At 60.3% G+C, this 20,251-nt stretch carries 17 protein-coding genes; 15 read left to right on the plus strand and 2 right to left on the minus strand.

Translation table 11 applies throughout. From position 1 onward, the window contains the following. The first annotated feature begins 43 nt into the window (after nt 1–43). Entirely contained in the window at nt 44–1,309 is a 1,266-nt protein-coding gene (locus tag ABD819_RS00815) for an SUMF1/EgtB/PvdO family nonheme iron enzyme (RefSeq protein ID WP_345119930.1), read from the plus strand. Between the two features lie 214 nt (nt 1,310–1,523). Here ABD819_RS00815 and ABD819_RS00820 read toward each other — a convergent pair whose 3' ends face one another. Then, entirely contained in the window at nt 1,524–2,228 is a 705-nt protein-coding gene (locus ABD819_RS00820; protein ID WP_345119932.1) for a ComF family protein, read from the minus strand. Nucleotides 2,229–2,446: 218 nt separating this feature from the next. On the opposite strand from ABD819_RS00820, the gene ABD819_RS00825 reads away from it, so the two are divergent. The 13 genes from ABD819_RS00825 (at nt 2,447) to ABD819_RS00885 (ending at nt 16,860) form a co-directional block, all read left to right on the plus strand. Further along, nucleotides 2,447–2,866: a carboxymuconolactone decarboxylase family protein gene (locus ABD819_RS00825; RefSeq protein ID WP_345119934.1), complete on the plus strand. Its 420-nt coding sequence runs from the start codon at nt 2,447–2,449 to the stop codon at nt 2,864–2,866. Further along, complete coding sequence (locus tag ABD819_RS00830; protein ID WP_345119936.1) at nt 2,863–3,252, plus strand: hypothetical protein; 390 nt, start codon at nt 2,863–2,865, stop codon at nt 3,250–3,252. The genes ABD819_RS00825 and ABD819_RS00830 overlap by 4 nt, the downstream gene beginning before the upstream one ends. 119 nt (nt 3,253–3,371) lie before the next feature. Next, nucleotides 3,372–4,142: an exodeoxyribonuclease III gene (locus ABD819_RS00835; RefSeq protein ID WP_345119938.1), complete on the plus strand. Its 771-nt coding sequence runs from the start codon at nt 3,372–3,374 to the stop codon at nt 4,140–4,142. Nucleotides 4,143–4,285: 143 nt separating this feature from the next. Next, entirely contained in the window at nt 4,286–7,792 is a 3,507-nt protein-coding gene (locus tag ABD819_RS00840) for a DUF4175 family protein (protein WP_345119940.1), read from the plus strand. Nucleotides 7,793–7,956: 164 nt separating this feature from the next. Next, a complete protein-coding gene (locus ABD819_RS00845; RefSeq protein WP_345119942.1) occupies nt 7,957–8,403 on the plus strand; it encodes an ATP-binding protein in 447 nt (148 codons plus the stop codon). Between the two features lie 6 nt (nt 8,404–8,409). Further along, complete coding sequence (ybeY, locus tag ABD819_RS00850; RefSeq protein WP_345119944.1) at nt 8,410–8,907, plus strand: rRNA maturation RNase YbeY; 498 nt, start codon at nt 8,410–8,412, stop codon at nt 8,905–8,907. Between the two features lie 117 nt (nt 8,908–9,024). Then, a complete protein-coding gene (locus ABD819_RS00855) occupies nt 9,025–9,786 on the plus strand; it encodes an arginine-tRNA-protein transferase (RefSeq protein WP_345119946.1) in 762 nt (253 codons plus the stop codon). Between the two features lie 137 nt (nt 9,787–9,923). After that, a complete protein-coding gene (gene mnmG, locus ABD819_RS00860; protein ID WP_345119948.1) occupies nt 9,924–11,792 on the plus strand; it encodes a tRNA uridine-5-carboxymethylaminomethyl(34) synthesis enzyme MnmG in 1,869 nt (622 codons plus the stop codon). Nucleotides 11,793–11,959: 167 nt separating this feature from the next. Then, a complete protein-coding gene (locus ABD819_RS00865) occupies nt 11,960–12,865 on the plus strand; it encodes a class I SAM-dependent methyltransferase (protein ID WP_345119950.1) in 906 nt (301 codons plus the stop codon). Beyond that, nucleotides 12,865–13,131, plus strand: a complete 267-nt coding sequence (locus ABD819_RS00870; RefSeq protein ID WP_345119952.1) for a hypothetical protein — start codon at nt 12,865–12,867, stop codon at nt 13,129–13,131. The genes ABD819_RS00865 and ABD819_RS00870 overlap by 1 nt, the downstream gene beginning before the upstream one ends. After that, complete coding sequence (locus ABD819_RS00875; protein WP_345119954.1) at nt 13,115–14,749, plus strand: Ig-like domain-containing protein; 1,635 nt, start codon at nt 13,115–13,117, stop codon at nt 14,747–14,749. Before ABD819_RS00870 ends, ABD819_RS00875 begins: the two co-directional genes overlap by 17 nt. Nucleotides 14,750–15,749: 1,000 nt before the next feature. Then, on the plus strand, nt 15,750–16,244 hold the full coding sequence (locus ABD819_RS00880) for a DUF4385 domain-containing protein (RefSeq protein ID WP_345119956.1): 495 nt from the start codon (nt 15,750–15,752) through the stop codon (nt 16,242–16,244). A 130-nt stretch (nt 16,245–16,374) separates the two neighbouring features. After that, entirely contained in the window at nt 16,375–16,860 is a 486-nt protein-coding gene (locus ABD819_RS00885) for a hypothetical protein (protein WP_345119958.1), read from the plus strand. Between the two features lie 183 nt (nt 16,861–17,043). On the opposite strand, the gene ABD819_RS00890 is transcribed toward ABD819_RS00885, so the two are convergent. Beyond that, nucleotides 17,044–18,447 carry an inorganic phosphate transporter gene (locus ABD819_RS00890; protein WP_345119960.1) on the minus strand — a complete coding sequence of 468 codons (1,404 nt, stop codon included), beginning with the start codon at nt 18,445–18,447 and terminating at the stop codon, nt 17,044–17,046. Between the two features lie 174 nt (nt 18,448–18,621). On the opposite strand from ABD819_RS00890, the gene ABD819_RS00895 reads away from it, so the two are divergent. Continuing rightward, a complete protein-coding gene (locus tag ABD819_RS00895) occupies nt 18,622–20,124 on the plus strand; it encodes a glycine--tRNA ligase (protein WP_345119962.1) in 1,503 nt (500 codons plus the stop codon). Nucleotides 20,125–20,251: the final 127 nt, after the last annotated feature.

Consider the following 20,251-nt stretch of genomic DNA (forward strand, 5'->3'; position numbering starts at 1 on the left):
CCCTAGCTACCCCTCTCCACCCCATACTCATTTTAACTTTGTTATGAAATTAACCAATTATCTACGCTTGGCAGTAGTGGGCCTAGTGGCCTTGGCCAGCTGCGGTAAAAAAGGGCCGCCCACTGCCTCCAAGCCCGGCAAATATTCCTCTACTACGGGTATTGAGTATAACACGGAGAAGGGCATGGCGGTCGCCAACTTCAAGAAGATTCCCGAAGGCCCCGGCCTTGTGTTTATCGAAGGTGGCCGTACGGTACTGGGCTCGCAGGAGGAAGACGTGACTATGTCGCACGACAACATCGAGCGCACGGTGACCATCGCCTCGTTCTACATGGACGAAGCCGAAGTAGCCAACATTCACTGGCTCGAATACCTGCACTTCATTCGCACCGACTCGGCCGAAGAGTTTTACCGCTCGGCCCTGCCTGACACCACGGTGTGGGCGCGCGACCTGTCGTTCAACGACCCCTACGTGACGTATTACCTGCGTTACCCCGGCTTCCGCTACTTCCCCGTGGTGGGCGTGAGCTGGCTGCAGGCCGATGACTATTGCACCTGGCGTACCGCCAAGGTGAACGAGGGTCTGGCTTCCGGAGAAGACAGCAAATCCGGCAAGGGTGGCTTATTCGGCAAGAAGAAAGACAAAGCTGCCGCCGCAGGTGCCGAAGGCACGGCTACGGCTGGCGGGCTGAGCGACGGCAAAGGTGGTCCTTCGATTGAGAAAGGCAACACCCTGCCCAACTACCGCCTCCCCACCGAGGCCGAGTGGGAGTACGCCGCGCAGGCGCTCGTAGGCACCCAGGAAGTGAACAATGAGAACCAGGAAGAGAAGCGTATCTACCCGTGGGATGGCAAGTCGACCCGCAACGCCTACGGCCGCAAGCAGGGTCAGTTCCTGGCTAACTTCAAGCGGGGCCGCGGCGACTACGCCGGCATCGCCGGCAGCCTGAACGACGGGGCCATGATTACCGACTACATCTACTCGTACCCCCCCAACGATTACGGCCTCTACAACATGGCCGGCAACGTGAACGAGTGGGTGCAGGACGTGTACCGCCCCCTCTCATACCAGGATGTGGAAGACCTGAACCCCTTCCGCCGCAACGGCGTGGGCGACCCGGCCGATAAGTACGACAAGAAAGGCTACCAGTCACTGATTGACGACCATGTGCGCGTGTTCAAAGGTGGTTCGTGGCGCGATGTGGCCTACTGGCTCTCGCCCGGCACCCGCCGCTTCATGGCCGAGGATTCGGCCACGGCAACCATCGGTTTCCGCTGCGCGATGATTAACGCCGGCAGCAACAAGTAAAACCGCAGATAGGTAAGATTTTTGGATTACGTAAGATGAAGAAAGCCGCCTTTACCGGGCGGCTTTTTTTATTCGCTGCATTCGAACAGGAGAATCGGATGAGAGAATAGGGCGGCAGAATCAAAAAATATTCTGCCTGAGCTGTGCCCATCCCAGCGCGCAATGAGCAATTCCGCATCTTACTTCATCATTAAATCTCACCTATCTGCGGTCCCTATCTGCGGTCCGCGTAGGCAATGGTGGCGATGCTGACCTCGGCCGCGCCGGCGGCCAGCAGCACCGCGCCGCAGGCTTCGAGGGTGGCCCCGGTAGTGAGCACGTCATCGACCACGAGGATGCGGCGGCCGATGATGAGGGCGGGGTTTTCGACCTCGAATACCGTGGCGACGTTTTCCCAGCGCTGGGCGCGGTTCTTTTTGGTTTGGGTTTTAGTGTTGGTGGTGCGGCGCAGGGCGGTGTTGCTGGCGGGCACTTTCAGTCCCTCGGCGAGGCCGGTGGCGAAGGCGGCGGCCTGGTTGTAGCCGCGCTTGGCCAGCTTGCGCGGGTGCAGCGGCACGGGGATGATGAGGTCGAAATCGGCGGCGATGCCAGCGGCGTGCAGCTCGGCCCCGTAGAGCTGGCCCAGGGCGGTACCCACATCGCGCTGGCCCTGGTACTTGAGCTCGTGCAGCAGGTGCTGCACCCGGCCGTGGCGCACGAAGCGCAAATAGCTCAGGGCGTGGCGCAGGGGCAGCTTGCCCCAGAAGCGGCGGCCCAGCGGGTTCGCATCGGCGGGCAAGAGGTGGAAATCGGTGTAGGGCAGCTCGGCCCGGCAGCCGGTGCAGAGGTGGGTTTCGCCAGTCACCAGCGGCTCGCGGCAGGCCAGGCACAGGCGCGGGTAGATGAGGCCGAGGAAATCGGCCCACAGGGTGCGGAGCATGGCGGTAGAGTGGGGGAGGTGTTTGGGAGTAATTTTGAAGGAGCAATGTAGCTAGTATTGGTTACCATTAGCCGTAAGCACGTCATGCTGAGCGCAGCCGAAGCATCTCGCTCGGAGAAGTAATCATAATTCGCTGAACAGCTGGTTTGCTGCTGCACGCGAGATGCTTCGGCTGCGCTCAGCATGACGTTCATTTTCCTTTGCCTATCCAATCCATAATGTCCCAAGTAACCGAATTCAACGAGTACCGCCAGCGGATGAATGCCACCATTCTGGCGGCTGATAACAAAGTCATCAAGCGGTTTTTCAACCTCGACACCAACACCTACGCGGCCGGCGCGATTGACGTGAAGACCAAGGAAATGCTGGGCCTGGCCTGCTCCATGGTGCTGCGCTGCGACGACTGCATCAAGTACCATGTGGGCAAATGCTTCGAGGAAAAGCTGACCGACGAGGAGATTTACGAGGTGTTTGCCATTGCCAACGTCATCGGTGGCAGCATCGTGATTCCGCACTTCCGCCGGGCGGTGGAGTACTGGGAAATCCTGAAATCGGAAGCTGGCAGCGCGGCGCAGGGCGCGGAGCAGGCGGCACTGGCGGCCCACAAGGCCGCGCACGGCACCGAACCAACGGTATGAGCGACAAACTGACGACCGCCGAACACGAGCATCCCGAAGCGGAAGCCGATTTCGAAGCCCGCTGGGAAATTCTGATGGTGGAAATGGAGGCCCGCTTCGGCAAGCGCCCCGACCTGAACGCGATGCTGCTGCTTATCGGCATTCAGGAGCTGAACCAGGGCATCACCACCTTCACCAAGGAGCAGAAGCAGGACCTGATGCACATTGCCACCTGCCGCCTCTTCAGCCTGAGCGGCCACTACGCGCTGGAACGCGTGGACGAGGATGGCTGGCCGCACTACAAGCTGCTGCGCCCCGTGCCCTTCGCCAACCTGAAGGAGCAGGAGCGCATGCTGAGATGGCATGCGCTGGAATATTTCGCGCTGGACCCGGGGGATGACCTGTGATTCAGAACGTCATGCTGAGCGTAGCGAAGCATCTCTACCGCATTAGTAACTAATTACTTGCGCGGTAGAGATGCTTCGGCTGCGCTCAGCATGACGTTCTTGTTTTATTTAGATGAACAATGAAAATCGTTTCTTACAACGTCAACGGCCTGCGCTCGGCCCTGAGCAAAGGCCTGCTGGATTGGGTGGCCGAAGCCGCGCCCGACGTGCTGTGCCTGCAGGAAATCAAGGCCGGCCGCGAGGCTCTGGACGTATCGGGGTTTGAGGCGCTGGGCTACCATGCCTACCTGCACCCGGCCCTGAAGCCGGGCTACAGCGGCGTGGCCATCTTCTCGAAAGTGGAGCCCACGGCCGTGGTGCATGGCTGCGGCCAAAGCTGCTACGACGACGAAGGCCGGGTATTACGGCTGGATTTTGAGAACGTGTCGGTGCTGAACACCTACATGCCCTCGGGCACGAGCGGGCCGGAGCGGCAGGCGTTTAAGCTGGAATGGCTGCGCTTTTTCCGGGAGTACGTGGCCGGGCTGCGGGCCGACGGCGCTACGCCGCCGCTGCTTATCGGCGGCGATTTCAACTGCTGCCAGACGGCCATCGACCTGCACAACCCCAAAGCCAACCAGCACAGCCCCGGCTACACGCCGGAGGAGCGACAGTGGTTCAAGGATTTTCTGGGCGATGGGCTGGTGGACACTTTCCGGCACCACCACGGCGAAGCAGTAGGCCACTATTCGTGGTGGAGCTACCGGGCCGGCTCGCGGGCCCGCAACGTGGGCTGGCGCCTCGACCACTGGCTGGCCGATGCGGCCCTGCAACCGCAGCTGGTGGGCGCGGGTCTGTTGACGGATGTAGTGCATTCGGACCACTGCCCGGCCTGGGTGGAGGTGCAGTAGCGCGGACTTTGTAGTCCGCGAGTTGGGTAGCTTAGCTCATGCTACTGGCGTAACTCGCGGACTACAAAGTCCGCGCTACACCGAACCAAGCACCGCATCCCGTTGTATCTTTCCAGACTAAGACCTGATTTATGGCGATGCTGATGGAGCACGGCGCTGCGGCGGCCGGGTACCCCGCCCTGGCGCGGGTGCGAACGGAGCTGGAAGCCTTCAAGCGTAAGTTTTACCTGAACCTGCTGGTGCGTGGCCTGCTGGTAGCCGGTGGGCTGCTGCTCACGTTTTTCGTGGTGTTCAACGGGCTCGAATACTTTCTGTACCTACCCACCGTGGTGCGGGGCGGACTGCTGTTCGGATTTATCGGCCTCACTGTTTACAGTTTTGTGCGCTGGATTTGGACGCCGCTGGCGGCCCTCACCAACCTGCGGCGGCTGTTGAGCGATGAGCAGGCCGCCCGCCGGGTAGGGGAGCTGTTTCCGGAGGTGCAGGACCGGCTGCTGAACGCCTTGCAGCTGCAAGGGCAGGCCCGCGATAACGCCCTGATTGCGGCCAGCCTGGAACAGCGGGCCGCCCAGCTGGGCCAGTTTTCCTTCGCCGAGGGCATCAACATCCAGCAGCAGAGCAAGCCCCTGTGGAAATATGCGGCCGTGCCAGTGGCGGTGCTGCTGGCGCTGCTGGCTTTTTATCCCAGCTTTCTGGTGCAGGGCACCGAGCGCATCTGGCACTACCGGCGGGCGTATTCGCCGCCGGCCCCGTTTCAGTTTGTCATCAAAAATTCTAAGCTGACGGCCTTTCGGGGCGAGGATTTTACGCTGGATGTGGGCGTGGCCGGTGCCGCCCTGCCAGCCGATGTCAGCATAGCTTTTGCTGAGGGCGAGCGGCGGCTGAGCAAGGTGGCCGGGCATGGCGACCAGTTCCGCTACACGTTTGAGCAGCCGCAGGCCGATGTGAGTTTCCAATTGAAGGGAGCAGGTTTCAACTCGCCAGAGTACCAGCTGACGGTGCTGGAACGGCCCAATCTGCGCGATTTCAAGGTTAATATCACCTACCCGCCCTACACCGGCAAGGCCGCCGAAACCATTGAGAACGGCGGTAACCTGACGGTGCCCGAAGGCAGCACGGTGCGCTGGCAATTCGCCACGGCGGCTACCGATGAGCTGGCGCTAATCTTCCAGAACCCGGATGAAACGCTGACGGCCACGGGCGACGACGATACCTTCACCGCCACGCGGCGGGTGCTGCGCTCGCAGCCCTATCTGCTGCGCCTGAAAAACCCGGCCAGCCTCAACCGCGACCCCATTGCCTACCAGCTCACGGCCGTGCCCGACTTGCCGCCCACGCTCACGCTGGAGGCTTTTTCGGATACGGTGACGCGGCGCTATCTGGCGCTGGGCGGGACAGTGCGCGACGACTACGGCCTCACGCGGCTGGAGCTGCACTATGCCCTGCGCCGCGCCGGCCAGGGACCCAACTCAACCCCCAAAACCCAAAACTCAAAACCTCTCGAATTGCCCCGCGAAAGCGCCGGCACCTATGCCTACACCTGGAACCTTGGTGCCCTGAATATGCGGCCCGGCGACCGGCTCGAATACTATGTAGAAGCCTGGGACAACGATGGCGTGCACGGGGCCAAAGCCACGCGCACGCGCCCGGCGGAGTTTCGCCTGCCCGGCAAGCGCGAAATGCGCCAGGAAATGCAGGCCCAGGCCGAGTCGGTGGCCAGCCAGATGAGCCAGGCCGCCAAGCAGAGCGAGAAGCTGGAGCGCGAGCTGGCCAAAACCCAGGACAAGCTCAAGACCAAGCGCGACCTGAGCTTTCAGGACCGCAAGCAGCTGGAAAACATGCTGGACCAGAAAAACCAGCTGAGCCAGCAGATGGAGCAGATGCAGAAAATGTTCGAGCAGCTGCAACAGAAGCAGGACCAGGCCAACCCGAAAAGTGAGGAGCTGGCCAAAAAAGCCGAGGAGCTGAAAAAGCTGATGGCCGACCTGCTCGACCCCGAAACCAAGAAGCTTTACGACAAGCTGCAAAAGCTGCTGGAGCAGCAGAAGCAGCCCGATGCCGAGATGCAGAAGCTCATCCAGCAGCTCGAAAACAAAGAAGACACGCTCCAGAAAGAGCTGGACCGCGCCCTCGAAATGTTCAAGCAGATGCAGCTGGAGCAGAAGGCCGAAGAAACCGCCAACAAGCTGGATGAACTGGCTAAACAGGAGGAAAAGCTGGCCGAAAAAACCGAGCAGAACGATAAGGAAAATCCCGATAACAAGGCCTCGAACCAGGACCAGAAAGCCAGGCAGGAGCAGCTGAAGCAGGAGCAGGCCGAAACCCGGAAGGAATTCGAGGACCTGAAAAAAGAGCTGCAGGACCTGAAGCAGATGGACAAGGAGCTGGGCGACCAGAACGGCATGGACGAGCAGAAGCCCGACCAGGAGCAGACCGACCAGGACATGCAGGAAAGCCAGCAGAGCCTGAGCAAAAACCAGAACAAAAAGGCCGCCGGCAAGCAGAAAAGCGCCGCCTCGCGCATGAAGAAAATGGCGCAGAAAATGCGCGACCAGATGAGCGAGGAAGAGAGTGACCAGGCCCAGCAGAACATCGACGACCTGCGCGATATCCTGGACAACCTGCTCACCCTGAGCTTTGACCAGGAAAACCTAATGAAGGATTTTCGCAAAGTAGACCAGAGTGACCCGCGCTTCGTGCAGTTGGGCCAGACCCAGCGCAAGTTGCGCGACGATGCCAAGATTATCCAGGATTCGCTGTACGCGCTGGCCAAGAAGGAGCCCAAGATTCAGAGCTTCGTGACACGCGAGGTGGGCGAGATGAACGGCCGCATGGACGAGTCGCTCACCCACATTCAGCAGCGCGACCTGGCCCGTGCCACCGCCACCGAGCAGCAGGCCATGACCAGCATGAACAACCTGGCCCTGATGCTGCAAAGCTCCCTCCAGCAGATGCAGCAGGAGGCCCAGGCCGGCAAAGGCCAGCCCCAGGATGGCCAAGGCAAGCCCGGCAAGAAAAAAGGCAAGGGCAAAGGGCAGGGCCAGGGCAGCAAGCCCGGCCCCGGCAGCATGGGCCAGATGCAGAAACAGCTCAACGAACAGATTCAGCAGCTCTCCAAGAGCGGCAAAACCGGCCGGGCCATGTCGCAGGAGCTGGCCAAGCTGGCCGGCCAGCAGCAGATGCTACGCCAGGCCATGCAGCAGCTCGATAAGATGCAGCAGGGTGGCAAGCCCGGCGGCTCGCAAGGCCAGGGCCAGGGCGGCAAGGACGGCAAAGACGGCAAGCCGGACGGCCAGAACGGCAAGGACGGCAAAGGCGAGCAGGGCGGGGGCGGCACCGGCGACCTCAAGAAAATGATGGAGCAAACCGAAACCGACCTCGTCAACAAGCGCCTCACCGAAGAAACCATCCTGCGCCAGCAGCAGATTCTGACCCGCTTGCTGGAGGTGGAAAAATCGGCCCGCGAGCGCGACCAGGATACCAAGCGCGAGGCCCAGGCCGCCCAGAATAAGCCGCCGGTTTTTCCGCCAGCCTTCGACAAATACAAGGTCAGCAAGGAACGCCAGACCGAATTACTACGTAGTACCCCACCGAACCTTACTCCGTATTACCAACGCAAGGTGGGTGAGTACTTTCAGAAAATCAAATAACTGTGGCCCTTAATTCATCCAAACCGGCCGCAGTTTCGTTACCTAATTAGTGTTCTGTTGGAACTACGCGACCGAGGGTAGCAGAAATTGTTGTGACGCTTTGCCGTTAAAAGACTATTTTTGCCGCCCCGAACACGCTGCTGTTCGTCCTATTAAACCGCCTTATGAAGCAGGTAAAAATTCAGATTCCGTCGCTCGTTGAGAATATCCGCGTGGTCGAAAGTTTCATCGACAACTCCAAGGACACCTTTCAGATTGAAGACGATATCTACGGTAATATCATGGTGGCCGTGACCGAAGCGGTGAACAACGCCATTCGCCACGGCAACAAATTCGACAAAGACAAGAACGTTTACCTGTCGCTCTACGTGGAGCCACAGCAGCTCAAATTCGAGATTGAGGACGAGGGGGCGGGCTTTAATTACGATAATCTGGACGACCCGACCGCGCCCGAAAACCTGGAGAACCCGGGCGGCCGCGGCATCTTCCTCATTCGCCATCTGGCCGACGAGGTAGAGTTCAGCAAGGAAGGCCGCCGCGTGCTGCTTACCTTCCAGCTGGCCGATGCCCCTACCGACGAAACCGCCGCCACTGACCACATCGCCGCCTAAACTGCCATGATGAGCACTCCGCCGGCGGGCCCGCCCCACCACGAAAACTTCCCGCCCGGCGAGCTGCACCACGAAGCCGCCGGCATCGAGTTCATGGTGGAGGACGTGCCCGATTTCGAGTTATCGGAGGCCGAAGGCATCCTGAGCTGGATTGAGCGGGTGGCGCAGGTGCATGAGCACCGCATCGTGCAGCTCACCTACATCTTCTGCTCGGATGATTACCTGCACCAGATGAATGTCGAATACCTCGACCACGACACCTATACCGATGTCATCACGTTCGACAATTCGGACGATGCCGATATTATTGAGGGCGACGTATTTATCAGCGTTGACCGGGTGCGGGAAAATGCCAACGACCTGGGCATCAGCTTTCGCGATGAGCTGCACCGCGTCATGATTCACGGCGTGCTGCACCTGCTCGGCTACCAGGACAAAGACTTGCTGAGCCAGACCGCCATGCGGGCCCGCGAAGACTACTGCCTGGCGCTGCGGACCTTCTGAGCCGTTTCACCTGAAAATTCAAGAATAAAGAACGTCATGCTGAGCTTGTCGAAGCATCTCTACCGCGTAAGTAATTAGATTTACTGCTGCAGTAAGAGGTGCTTCGACAAGCTCAGCATGACGTTCTTTTATGCGCTGTTGCCCCAATTTATGGCCGCTTCTTCATCGTCCGCCTTACCCATTATTCGGGGCGATGCCCTGGATTATTACCTGGCCCAGGGCTACTACCGCATGCAGCAGGACCTGTTCACCTGCCAGTTCGTACCCTTCGATAGCCGCCTCTACACCGCGCACTGGCTGCGCTTGGACCTGGCCCGCGTGGCATGGGGCCCCGAGCAGAGCCGCCTGCTGCGCCGCAATGCCCGGTTTGCGGCTACCGTGCGGCCGTTTCGCCTCACTGCCGAGTATGAAGAGCTGTACGCCCGCTACCGGCAGGCCATCACCTTCGATGCCGCTCCCACTGTGGATGAGGTGCTGCTGGGCGGCGCGGCCCACAACGTGTTCAACACCTACAGCATCGAGCTGCGCGACGGTGGCCGGCTGATTGCCACCGGCATCTTCGACCGGGGCGACCGCACCCTGGCGGGCATCCTCAACTTTTACGACCCCAACTATCGCAAGTACAGCCTCGGCAAGTACCTGCTGCTGCTGAAAACCGACTACGCCCGCCGGCTGCACCTAGACTACTATTACCCCGGCTATCTGGTGCACGATTACCCCAAGTTTGACTACAAGCTTTTCGCCTGCGCCGCCGCTACCGAGGTATTCGACAGCATCAGCGGCCAGTGGCTGCCCTTCTCCCGGGAAACCGTGCAGGCCAATTCGACCGAGCTTTTCGCCGAGTGGCTGCCCGAGGATTTGAAGGACCAAATTGCGTAATTTTGTAGCTATCAATGCCGGACAGGCTTTTTCGCGCAAGGTTTCGCAAAGTTGAAATCAAGTTTCGCAAAGCTTGGTTCTAACCTTTATCGCCTTAGCGAGACTTAAATTTTAAACTTCGCGAAACTTCGCGCTCTATGTTTCAGCAAGAAGAATACGACGTCATTGTAGTGGGTGCGGGCCATGCCGGCTGCGAAGCCGCGGCTGCGGCCGCCAACCTCGGCTCGAAAGTGCTGCTGGTGACGATGAACATGAACACCATCGCCCAGATGTCGTGCAACCCGGCCATGGGCGGCGTGGCCAAGGGCCAGATTGTGCGCGAAATCGACGCGCTGGGCGGCCAGTCGGGCATCATCACCGACCAGACCATGATTCAGTTTCGAATGCTGAACCGCTCGAAAGGCCCCGCCATGTGGAGCCCGCGCGCGCAAAGCGACCGCATGCGCTTCGCCGAAGCCTGGCGCCTGACCCTGGAAGGTATCGCCAACGTAGATTTCTGGCAGGAAGCCGTGACCGGCGTGGTGGTGGAAAACGACACCGTGGTGGGCGTGACTACGGCCCTCGGCATCGAGTTCCGGGGCAAGTCGGTGGTGCTGACGAATGGTACGTTCCTGAACGGCCTCATCCACATCGGCGAGAAAAATTTTGGCGGCGGCCGGGCGGCCGAGAAGGGCAGCCGGGGCATTACGGAGCAGCTGGTGGAGTTGGGCTTTGAGGCCGGGCGCATGAAAACCGGTACCCCGCCCCGCGTGGACGGCCGCAGCCTCGACTATTCCAAAATGGAGGCGCAGGGCGGCGACGAAGCACCGAGCAAATTCTCCTACCTCGACACGCCGCGTCTCACGCAGCAGCGCCCCTGCTACATCACCTACACCAACGAGCGGGTGCACGACATCCTGCGCGAGGGCTTCGAGAAGTCGCCCATGTTCCAGGGCCGCATCAAGGGCCTGGGGCCGCGCTACTGCCCCAGCGTGGAGGATAAAATCAACCGCTTCGCCGATAAGGACCGGCACCAGATTTTCGTAGAACCGGAAGGTTGGTCGACGGTAGAATGCTACGTGAACGGCTTCAGCAGCTCGCTGCCGGAGGACGTGCAGTACCGCGCCCTGCGCGAAATCGCGGGCTTTGAGAAGGCCAAGATGTTCCGGCCCGGCTACGCCATTGAGTATGACTTTTTCCCGCCCACGCAGCTGGCGCTCACCCTTGAGACCAAACTCATTTCGGGTCTCTATTTCGCGGGCCAGATTAATGGTACCACGGGCTACGAGGAAGCCGCCTGCCAGGGCCTGATGGCCGGCATCAACGCGCACAACAAGGTGCACGGCAAGCAGCCCTTCGTGCTCAAAAGGAGCGAGGCCTACATCGGTGTGCTCATTGATGACCTGGTGAACAAGGGCACCGACGAGCCCTACCGTATGTTTACGAGCCGGGCCGAGCACCGCATTCTGCTGCGCCAGGACAATGCCGATTTGCGCCTCACGCCGCTGGGCCACGAGTTGGGCCTGGCCTCGGATGAGCGGCTGGCGCGGGTGCGAATGAAGGAAGCGCAGACCGCCGAAGTGGCTACGCTGTTCCAGAAATTTGCCATTGAAACGTCTGAAATCAACCCAATGCTGACGGAGCTGGGCTCGGCCGAAATCCACGAGAAAACCCGCGCCGTGAACCTGCTGCGCCGGCCCAACGTGGAGCTGACCGACCTGCGCCGCGCCCTGCCCGCCCTGGACGAAGCCCTGGCTGGTTACGATGCCGAGGCGCTGGAGCAGGCCATCATCAACATCAAGTACGAAACCTATTTGCAGAAGGAAAACCAGCAGGCGGCCCGCCAGCAGGAGCTGGAAAACTTCGTGATTCAGGGCCGGCTCGACTACCGGGCCATGCCCGCGCTCAGCCACGAGGCCCGCGAAAAGCTGCTCAAGATTCAGCCCGAAACCATTGGGCAGGCCTCGCGCATCAGCGGCATCTCGCCGGCCGATGTGTCGGTGCTGATGGTGTACCTCAATCGCTGATTTTCGCTGATTAACCGTGATTTCGCTGATTGCTGTTTTGCTGGCTCCGATTGGATTAGAAGCAAGTCCTGATGTTTTCGGCGATGAATTTGCGAACTTTACCCGATAGAACGACGGATTTTGCACCAAAATAAATCAGCGAAATCACGATTAATCAGCGAAAATCAGTGATTTACGAACGATTGGAAAGCTGCCCGGTTTGCGGCAAAACGGAGTTTAAGAACAAGCTCATCGTTCAGGACAACACGGTGAGCCACGAAAGCTTCGCCATTGTGCAGTGCGCGGGCTGCGGCTTTCAGTTCACCAACCCGCGGCCCAACGCGGCCGAAATCGGCAAATACTACGAATCTGAGGCCTACGTGTCGCACAACAGCGCGGCAGTTGGGCTCGTGAATCAGGCGTATCGGGTGGCCCGGTTTTTCACTATGCGGCGCAAGGTGAGCCTGCTGAATAAGCTGGCCCCGCGCCGGGGCAAACTGCTGGATTACGGCTGCGGCACCGGCCACTTTCTGGCGGCGGCCAAGTCGGCGGGCTGGCAGGTTTCGGGCCTGGAGCCCAACGCCCGCGCCCGGGATGAGGCCAGTAAGCGCCTTGGCCAGCTCATTGGGCAGGAGAGCCTGACTTCGTTTCAGCCCGGCACGTTTGATGCGGTGACGCTCTGGCACGTGCTGGAACACGTGCATCTGCTGAACGAAACCCTGGCCCAGCTCACGGCGCTGCTTAAGCCCGATGGCGTGCTGCTCATTGCCGTGCCCAACGTGGAAAGCCTCGACGCCCAGCACTACCGCGAGCATTGGGCAGCCTACGACGTGCCCCGGCACCTCTACCATTTCGCCCCCAAAACCATGGCCCAGCTGCTGAAAAAGCATAAGCTGACCATCCGCCAGACGCTGCCCATGCCCCTCGATGCCTACTACGTGAGCATGCTCAGCGAGAAGCACAAGGCCGAGCGCGCCGGCGGCCTGCTCACGGTGCTGAAGGCCGGCTACAAGTCAAACCAGTACGCCGAGCAGCACGAAGGGCAGTATTCGAGCCTGCTCTACGTGGTGGGGCGGCGCACCCCGGCGGCCTGATGCGGCGGGGCGCGCGGTGGCGGCTGGGTCTTGCGGCGGGCCTGCTCACGGCCGCCGCGCACGCCCAAACCGTGCCCGCGCCCCGGCCCGATACCCTCAAAACGGCGACGCCGACCTTTGTGGCCGATACCGCCCGGCAGGTGGTCGTCGTTACCTCCCCGGAGCCGCCCGATGCCGTGACGCGCCGCACGGGGCTGCGCATCGGGGCGGCCATTGTTGTTCTTACGCTCACCACGCTGCTGTTGTATAATGTCCGTTCGCGCTGAATTGCTGGCTTTGCTGGCGCTGATTGCCTTGCTTGAAAGCTGCGCCGCCGTGGCCCCGCCCCTGGGCGGCCCCCGCGACCGCACGCCCCCGCGCCGCATCAGCAGCTCGCCCGATAGCGCGGCCCGCAACGTAAAGCAGCAGTTCGTGCGCTTGATTTTTTCCGAGCCCGTGGTGACCAAGGACCTGAGCAAAAACCTGCTCATCACCCCCCAGCTGCCCGCCGACAACCCCTACAAGCTGCGCGAAGACCGCAACTCCATCAGCCTGCTCTTCGACAAGCCGCTGGACGCGAACACGACGTACAGCTTCAATTTCCGGGAAGCCGTGGTGGACATCACCGAAGCCCTGCCGGCCAAAAACGCCAGCCTCACCTTCAGCACGGGCCCGGAGCTTGACTCGGGCCGGGTGAGCGGCAACGTCGTCGGCCTGCTCACGACCAAACCCGTGGCCGAAGCCAGCATCGGCCTCTACCGCGAGGCCGACACGGCCGGCGTGCGCCGGGGCCGCCCGTACTACACCGTGCTCACGGACAAGGAAGGCCGTTTCAGCCTGAATTTCCTCAAGGCCGGCCGCTACAAGCTCTACGCCATCACCGATAAAAACAACAACGGCCAATTTGACGACGGCGAGAAAATTGCCTATTTGCCCGCGCCCATCACCGTGGCCAGCGGCCCCGGCACCCCCGTCACGCTCGTACTCACCCAGCCCGACCGCCGCCCGCCGCTGCTCACCACCCGGCAGCCCAGCCCCACGCAGCTGCGCCTGAGCTTCAACGAAGGCCTGAGCTCGGCTACGCTGGCCCCCTTGGACCCCGGCACTACGGCTACCGCCGTGTCCGAAGCCGTGCAGCTGGCCGACCGGGGCCGCACCGTGGTGCTCTTCAAAACGCCGGCAGTAGGCGATGGCCGCTACCTCCTCACCACGGCCGACAGCACCGGCAATAGCACCGTCGACACCTTGCAGGTAAAGTTTCCGGTGCCGCCAGCCACGGCCCGGAAAGTGGTGAACCCGCCGCTGTACTCGGTGGAGGGCGGGGTAGCCAATGTCTATCCCGAAGGCCTGGTAAAATTCCAGTTTGCCGTGCCGGTGCGCGTGGCCACGGGCCGGCCCTTTGGCACGCTGGTGGAGGACTCGGTGCGCCGCCGCCCGTTGCGCCTGCCCGCCGATGGCACCCTCAGCCCCGACCGCACCCAGCTCACCGTCCGCTTCAATACCAAAGCCAAAACCCGGCTCGAGGTGCTGCTCGACAGCACGGCGATAACGACCATCACGGCGCAGTCGCTGCGCCTGCGGCCCCTGCGCCTGGGCATTAGCGAGCAGGACGTTTCCACCAGCTTATCTGGCACCATCAGCACCAAGGAAAAGAGCTTCGAGCTGCAATTGCTCGACGATAAGCTGCAGGTCGTATCCAGCCTGGCTTCCCCCAAAGGCACTTATCGGTTTGCCGACATGCCTCCCGGTACCTACCGCCTGCGGGTGCTGATTGATAGCGACGGCGACGGTCGCTGGCGTGGTGGCGACCCCAACCTCCTCCTGGCCCCCGAGCCGGTGTTTCTGTACCCCAAGTCGCTGCAAATCCGGGCTGGTTTCGATGTTGTGGAGCCGCTGAAGTTTTAGCGGGCACCCGAACGGGGCCTGGCGGGTAGTACCGCCAACTTGTAGCTCGCGTCCCCACGCCGTTTGGTTGACTTGGAAACTGCCCTTAAAATGCCTCCAGAGCAGTTCTTAGGTCACGGATGAGGTGAAACGATAGGGGGTGAAGTGTACCACCAACCCAAAAACCGCTACCTACTGCTTTCAATCGCCACAATCAGCACGGCAAGGCCCGTGAGCCGCCCAGAAGCTACCGTTGCGGGGAAAGGGTTTGGGTTGAAAATCCTTTAGCAGCCTTTTCCATATTGCCGCGCTGGCTTCCGGGCTCTCCTTGCCGCACACAAGCTCCCACCGTCGGGGAACAGCCGAAACAGCCGCTGCTTTCCACATTAGTGGATAACTCAGGGCTTTTTCCAGTTACTGAGACCGGTTTTCGGGGCTAATCCACCGGTTTTCCACTGGGTTTTCCACACTGATTATCGGCTGGGGGTAAAATCGGGGATAACCTGGGGGAAACAGGAGGACAGCACGGGGATAAGTGGGGTAGAAGTTTTTTTGGCAATTCCGACTTTCACACAGGGGAAAACGACGGGGGATAACCGTGGATAACTTCCCCACCACAAAAGCCCTTCCCACATCCCCGTTTTCCGGGGGATAATGAAAATGGGGAAACCAGGTGGACATGTTGAAAAACAGCAAAAGTCCTTGATAAACAGTGCCTTGTTTTCCACATAGCTGGTGTATAGCGCGTGGAAAAGCGTGGCATTACCCCCACGTTATCCACGCTGGGGATAACCTCCCGCGCTTATCCACTTATCAACCGACCTAATGAGTGAGAATAAGAAGGGTTTTTTAGAAAAAAATTTAATTAAAAAGTAAGACTGGGGAAAACCCTCTTAAAATTTCGAAAGGCCAGTTTCAAACAAGTCAGGCAAAACGATTCGGAATTTAGAAACCCAAATACCGCTTTTGGGGAAAACGCGTAGAAAGCAGTTCGCAAACCCACCGATGCCTGCTTCGCAAAATGCCGTTTGACTACACCCTCGATTTCCACACCGTTGATTTCCGCCAGCACCCCGAGCTGTACCGCGTGGGCCGGGGCGAGCAGGGCGTGCTGCTGGTACAGCCCTACAAGGGCGAAATCCTGCCCCACTGGCGCTTCAAAGACGCGGCGGCAGCCACCGAGTCGTCGGAGACGATTTACGGCCTGTTTGAGGCGTATTTGAAAGCCCATGACTTTGTGGGGGCCGACATGGCCCGCAAATTCATTCAGATGGGCTTCACGCGGGCCCGGCGCTATGCCAACCACAAGGGCGGCAAGAAGTACGACGGCCCCGTACCCGACGACAAAAAAGGCCAGAGCGGCGCCCACGGCCGCGCCGAGCTGCCCCGTACCACCCACCCTGATGTGGATAAGGTGGAAGCCGCTGCCATTTTCAAGCGCAAGTGGGACGAAGCCAAAGTTCACCCCGAGTACCTGCTGCAAAAGCAAGCGTTTGTGGAGAAGTACGGGAAGTGAATTGGTGCATGGTTGTTGGTGACTGGAGCTTGGTTTGTTCCACCGTGAAATATTCTGAGCCCAAGCACCAGGCACCAACAACCATGCACCAACCCTACCTTTGCCTACTACCCTTCACCCCCCCAATCTCATGAGCACTCCCCAACCCTCCAGCATCGAGGAAAACGAAATTATTCTGGGCACCGGCATGGGCCCGCTGCGCTTCGGGGCCACCATGGACGAAGTCCGGACCCTGGTGGGCGAGCCCGAGGAAATTGAAGAGTCGGACGACGATGACGAGTTCGAGCACAAGGCCTGGAACTACCACGAAGAAGACTACCTGCTGTCGCTCTACTTCGACCGCGAAGACGACTTCCGCCTGAGCTGCATCGAAACCGACAACCCCGGCATGCGCCTCTTCGGCGAAGCCATTCACGGCCTGAGCGTGGACCAGGTGAAGGCCCTGATGCAGCGCCACAGCCAGCCTGCGCCCGAGATAGAAGAGATGGAAGAAGGCGCGGTGCGCCTCTCCTATGAGAAGTCGATGATTGACTTATACTTCGAAGAAGGCGAGCTGCAGTTCGTCAATTTCGGCGTTTTCATCAACGACGATATGGAAGTGCAGTGGCCTAAATAGGCTGGCTTATCCACATTTTCACGATTTTTAGCTGTGGATAAGTGGACAAGTGAATGAAAACAGGCAGGTTAACCACAATTTTGGCTGCTAAAACTCAAGGCCGGTAATCTCCTCGCTCGCGTATGCACACAAAAAAGGCTGCCCACAATGGGCAGCCTTTTTTGTGTTTTGGCTGGCTGTTGGTTAGCCTAGTATGGCGCGGAACAGTAGGAACAGTAGGCCTGACAGCACCATGGTCACGGGCAGGGTGAGCACCCAGGCCAGCGCAATGTTGCGCACGATGCCGGGGTTGATATTCTTTACGCCGCGGCTGGCCACCATGCTACCCGCGATGGATGAGGTGAGCACGTGGGTGGTGGAGGCAGGTAGGGTCATTTGCGTGCCGATGCCGATGATAGCGGCCGCTACCAGCTCCGAACTAGCGCCCTGCGCGTAGCTCAGGTGCTCCTTGCCGATGCGCTCGCCAATGGTTTTCACGATGCGCTGCCAGCCAATCATGGTGCCGCAGGCCAGCGAAAGGCTCACCATGAGCAGCACCCACCACGGGGCGTAGTCGGTGAAGGTTTTCATGTTGGCCGCGGCCGCGTCGTAGATGCCGCGGTCCTGGGTGCTGAGGCTGACATTGGGCGAGGCCATGAGCTTCTTGGCACGGTTGCCGAGCAGCAGCACGTCGCGGCGGATTTCAAAACGCGTTTGCTGCGGCAGTTCCTTGATGTCGGTTTTGCCGGCGAAAATGCGGTCGAGGTCGGCGGTCTGCACCTGCATTTCGGCCAAGGTCTTCTGGTCGGCGGGGCTGAGCTCGGCTCGGTTCACGCGGCTCATCACGTACTCCACCTTGCCCAGCGACTCGCGCAGGTCGAGCGGGTTCTTGCTCTCGTCGAGCGCAAACCGGAAGGGTACGATACCGATGAGAATCAGCATGACCAGTCCCACGCCCTTCTGGCCGTCGTTGGAGCCGTGGAAAAAGCTCACCAACGTACAGGTGGTGATGAGTACCAGCCGAATCCAGAGGGGCGGGGGCTTGCGCTTGTGGGGCTCCTTGAAAATAGCCTTATTGGGCACGAAGCGCTTGAACAGGAACATCATACCGATGGTGAGGGCGAAGCCCAGCAGCGGGCCCACCAGCAGGGCAATGCCCGTTTCGCTGGCCTTGCTCCAGTTCACGGCCGCGCCGCGCGACTCGGGCAGCAGCGAAAAGGCAATGCCAACGCCCAAAATCGACCCAATCAGGGCGTGCGAGCTGGAAGCCGGAATGCCGTAGTACCAAGTACCCACGTTCCAGATAATGGCCGCCAGGATGAGCGCGCCCACCATGGCGATGCCGTGGTAGACGTTAGAGTCGACCAGGCTCTCGACGGGCAGCAGGTACACGATGCCCATGGCCACGCCAATGCCGCCGGCAAACACGCCGATGAAGTTCCAGAAAGCCGACCAGACCACCGCCACCCAGGGCCGTAGCGCGTTGGTGTAGATAACGGTAGCCACGGCATTAGCCGTGTCGTGAAAGCCATTGACAAACTCGAACGCGCAAGCGGCTATCAAGCACACGATAAGCAGCAACAACACGTGAGGTTCTAAACCAAACATATAGGACGGGTTTGTGGGAATTTATTTTGATTCATGGCTCAAAGGTAGGAAGAGGGTGCAAAGACAGTATGTTACCGAATTGTGATGCCGACTGTCATTCTCAATGCCTGGCAAACGGCCGCGCCTTCTACGCACAAGTTTCGGCTTCCGCCGCATCGGGCTACTTTTGTGGGTATGAACCCAGCATCTGAACCCGCGCAACTAAAAGACATCGTGGCCCACGCCAAGGAATACGGCTTCGTATTTCAGTCCTCGGAAATTTATGACGGCCTGGCCGCCGTGTACGACTACGGCCCCAACGGCGTGGAGCTGAAAAACAACCTCAAGCGCCTGTGGTGGGAAGCCATGACCCAGCTGAACGGCAACGTGGTGGGCATCGACGCGGCCATTTTTATGGACCCGCGCACCTGGGAAGCCAGCGGCCACATCGCCGGCTTCAACGACCCGCTGATTGATAACCTCGACAGCAAGAAGCGCTACCGCGCCGACGTGCTGCTCGAAGAAAAAGCCGCCGAGTACGAAAACGCCGGCGACCCGGCCCGTGGGGCCGCCCTCACCGCCGAGATGGGCCGCCTGCTCACGGCCAATGACCTGGCCGGCGTGCGCCAGCTCATCCTCGACGAGAAAATTCTCTGCCCCGTTTCCAAAACCGGCAACTGGACCGAGGTGCGCCAGTTCAACCTGATGTTCTCGACCCAGGGCTCGGCCGTGGACTCGGATGCGCCGCCCGTGTACCTGCGCCCCGAAACGGCTCAGGGCATTTTCGTGAACTTCCTGAACGTGCAGAAATCGGCCCGCATGAAGGTTCCCTTCGGTATTGCTCAAATCGGCAAGGCCTTCCGGAATGAGATTGTGGCCCGGCAGTTCATCTTCCGGATGCGGGAGTTTGAGCAGATGGAGATGCAGTTCTTCGTGCGCCCCGGCACCGAAGGCGAGTGGTACGACACCTGGAAGGCGGCGCGCCGTCGTTTCCACGAGGCGCTGGGCCTGCCCGCCGCCAAGCTGCGCTTCCACGACCACGACAAGCTGGCCCACTACGCCAAGGCGGCCGTCGACATCGAGTACGAATTCCCCTTCGGCTTCAAGGAAATGGAAGGCATCCACTCGCGCGGCGACTTCGACCTGACCCAGCACCAGAACCTGAGCCGCAAAAAACAGCAGTATTTCGACGCCGACATCGACCCCGCCACCGGCAAAGCCTACGGCAACTACGTGCCCTTCGTGGTGGAAACCTCGGTGGGCGCCGACCGCCTGTTCCTGGCCACGATGTGCAATGCCTTTACCGAAGAGACCATCACGGAAGGGGAGGGCGAAACGCTGCAAACGAAGACCCGCACGTTCCTGAAGCTGCCCCCCGCCCTGGCCCCGGTGAAAGCCGCCATTTTTCCGCTCGTGCGCAAAGACGGGATGCCCGAGAAAGCCCAGGAAATTTTCGACGCCCTGAAGTTCGATTTCCGCCTCGTGCTGGAGGAGCGCGACGCCATCGGCAAGCGCTACACCCGCCAGGACCTCATTGGCACGCCTTTCTGCATTGTGGTCGACGGCCAGACCCTGGAAGATGAAACCGTGACCGTGCGCCACCGCGACTCGCGCGAGCAAACCCGCATGCCCATTTCGGAGCTGCGCGCCTACATCGGCGAGGCCGTGAGCTTCCGCCGCATCTTCGAGCAGCTGTAGGACCAGGTATCTGTCATTGCGAGCGGAACGCAGTGGAGCGCGGCAATCCGTCCTCTCAATGCGACCAACCCTGAGATGTGAAAAGCCTCGGTACTGCTCAGTATCGGGGCTTTTTCGTGATGAAAAT

Source organism: Hymenobacter antarcticus (assembly GCF_039539545.1).
Lineage (GTDB): Bacteria > Bacteroidota > Bacteroidia > Cytophagales > Hymenobacteraceae > Hymenobacter > Hymenobacter antarcticus.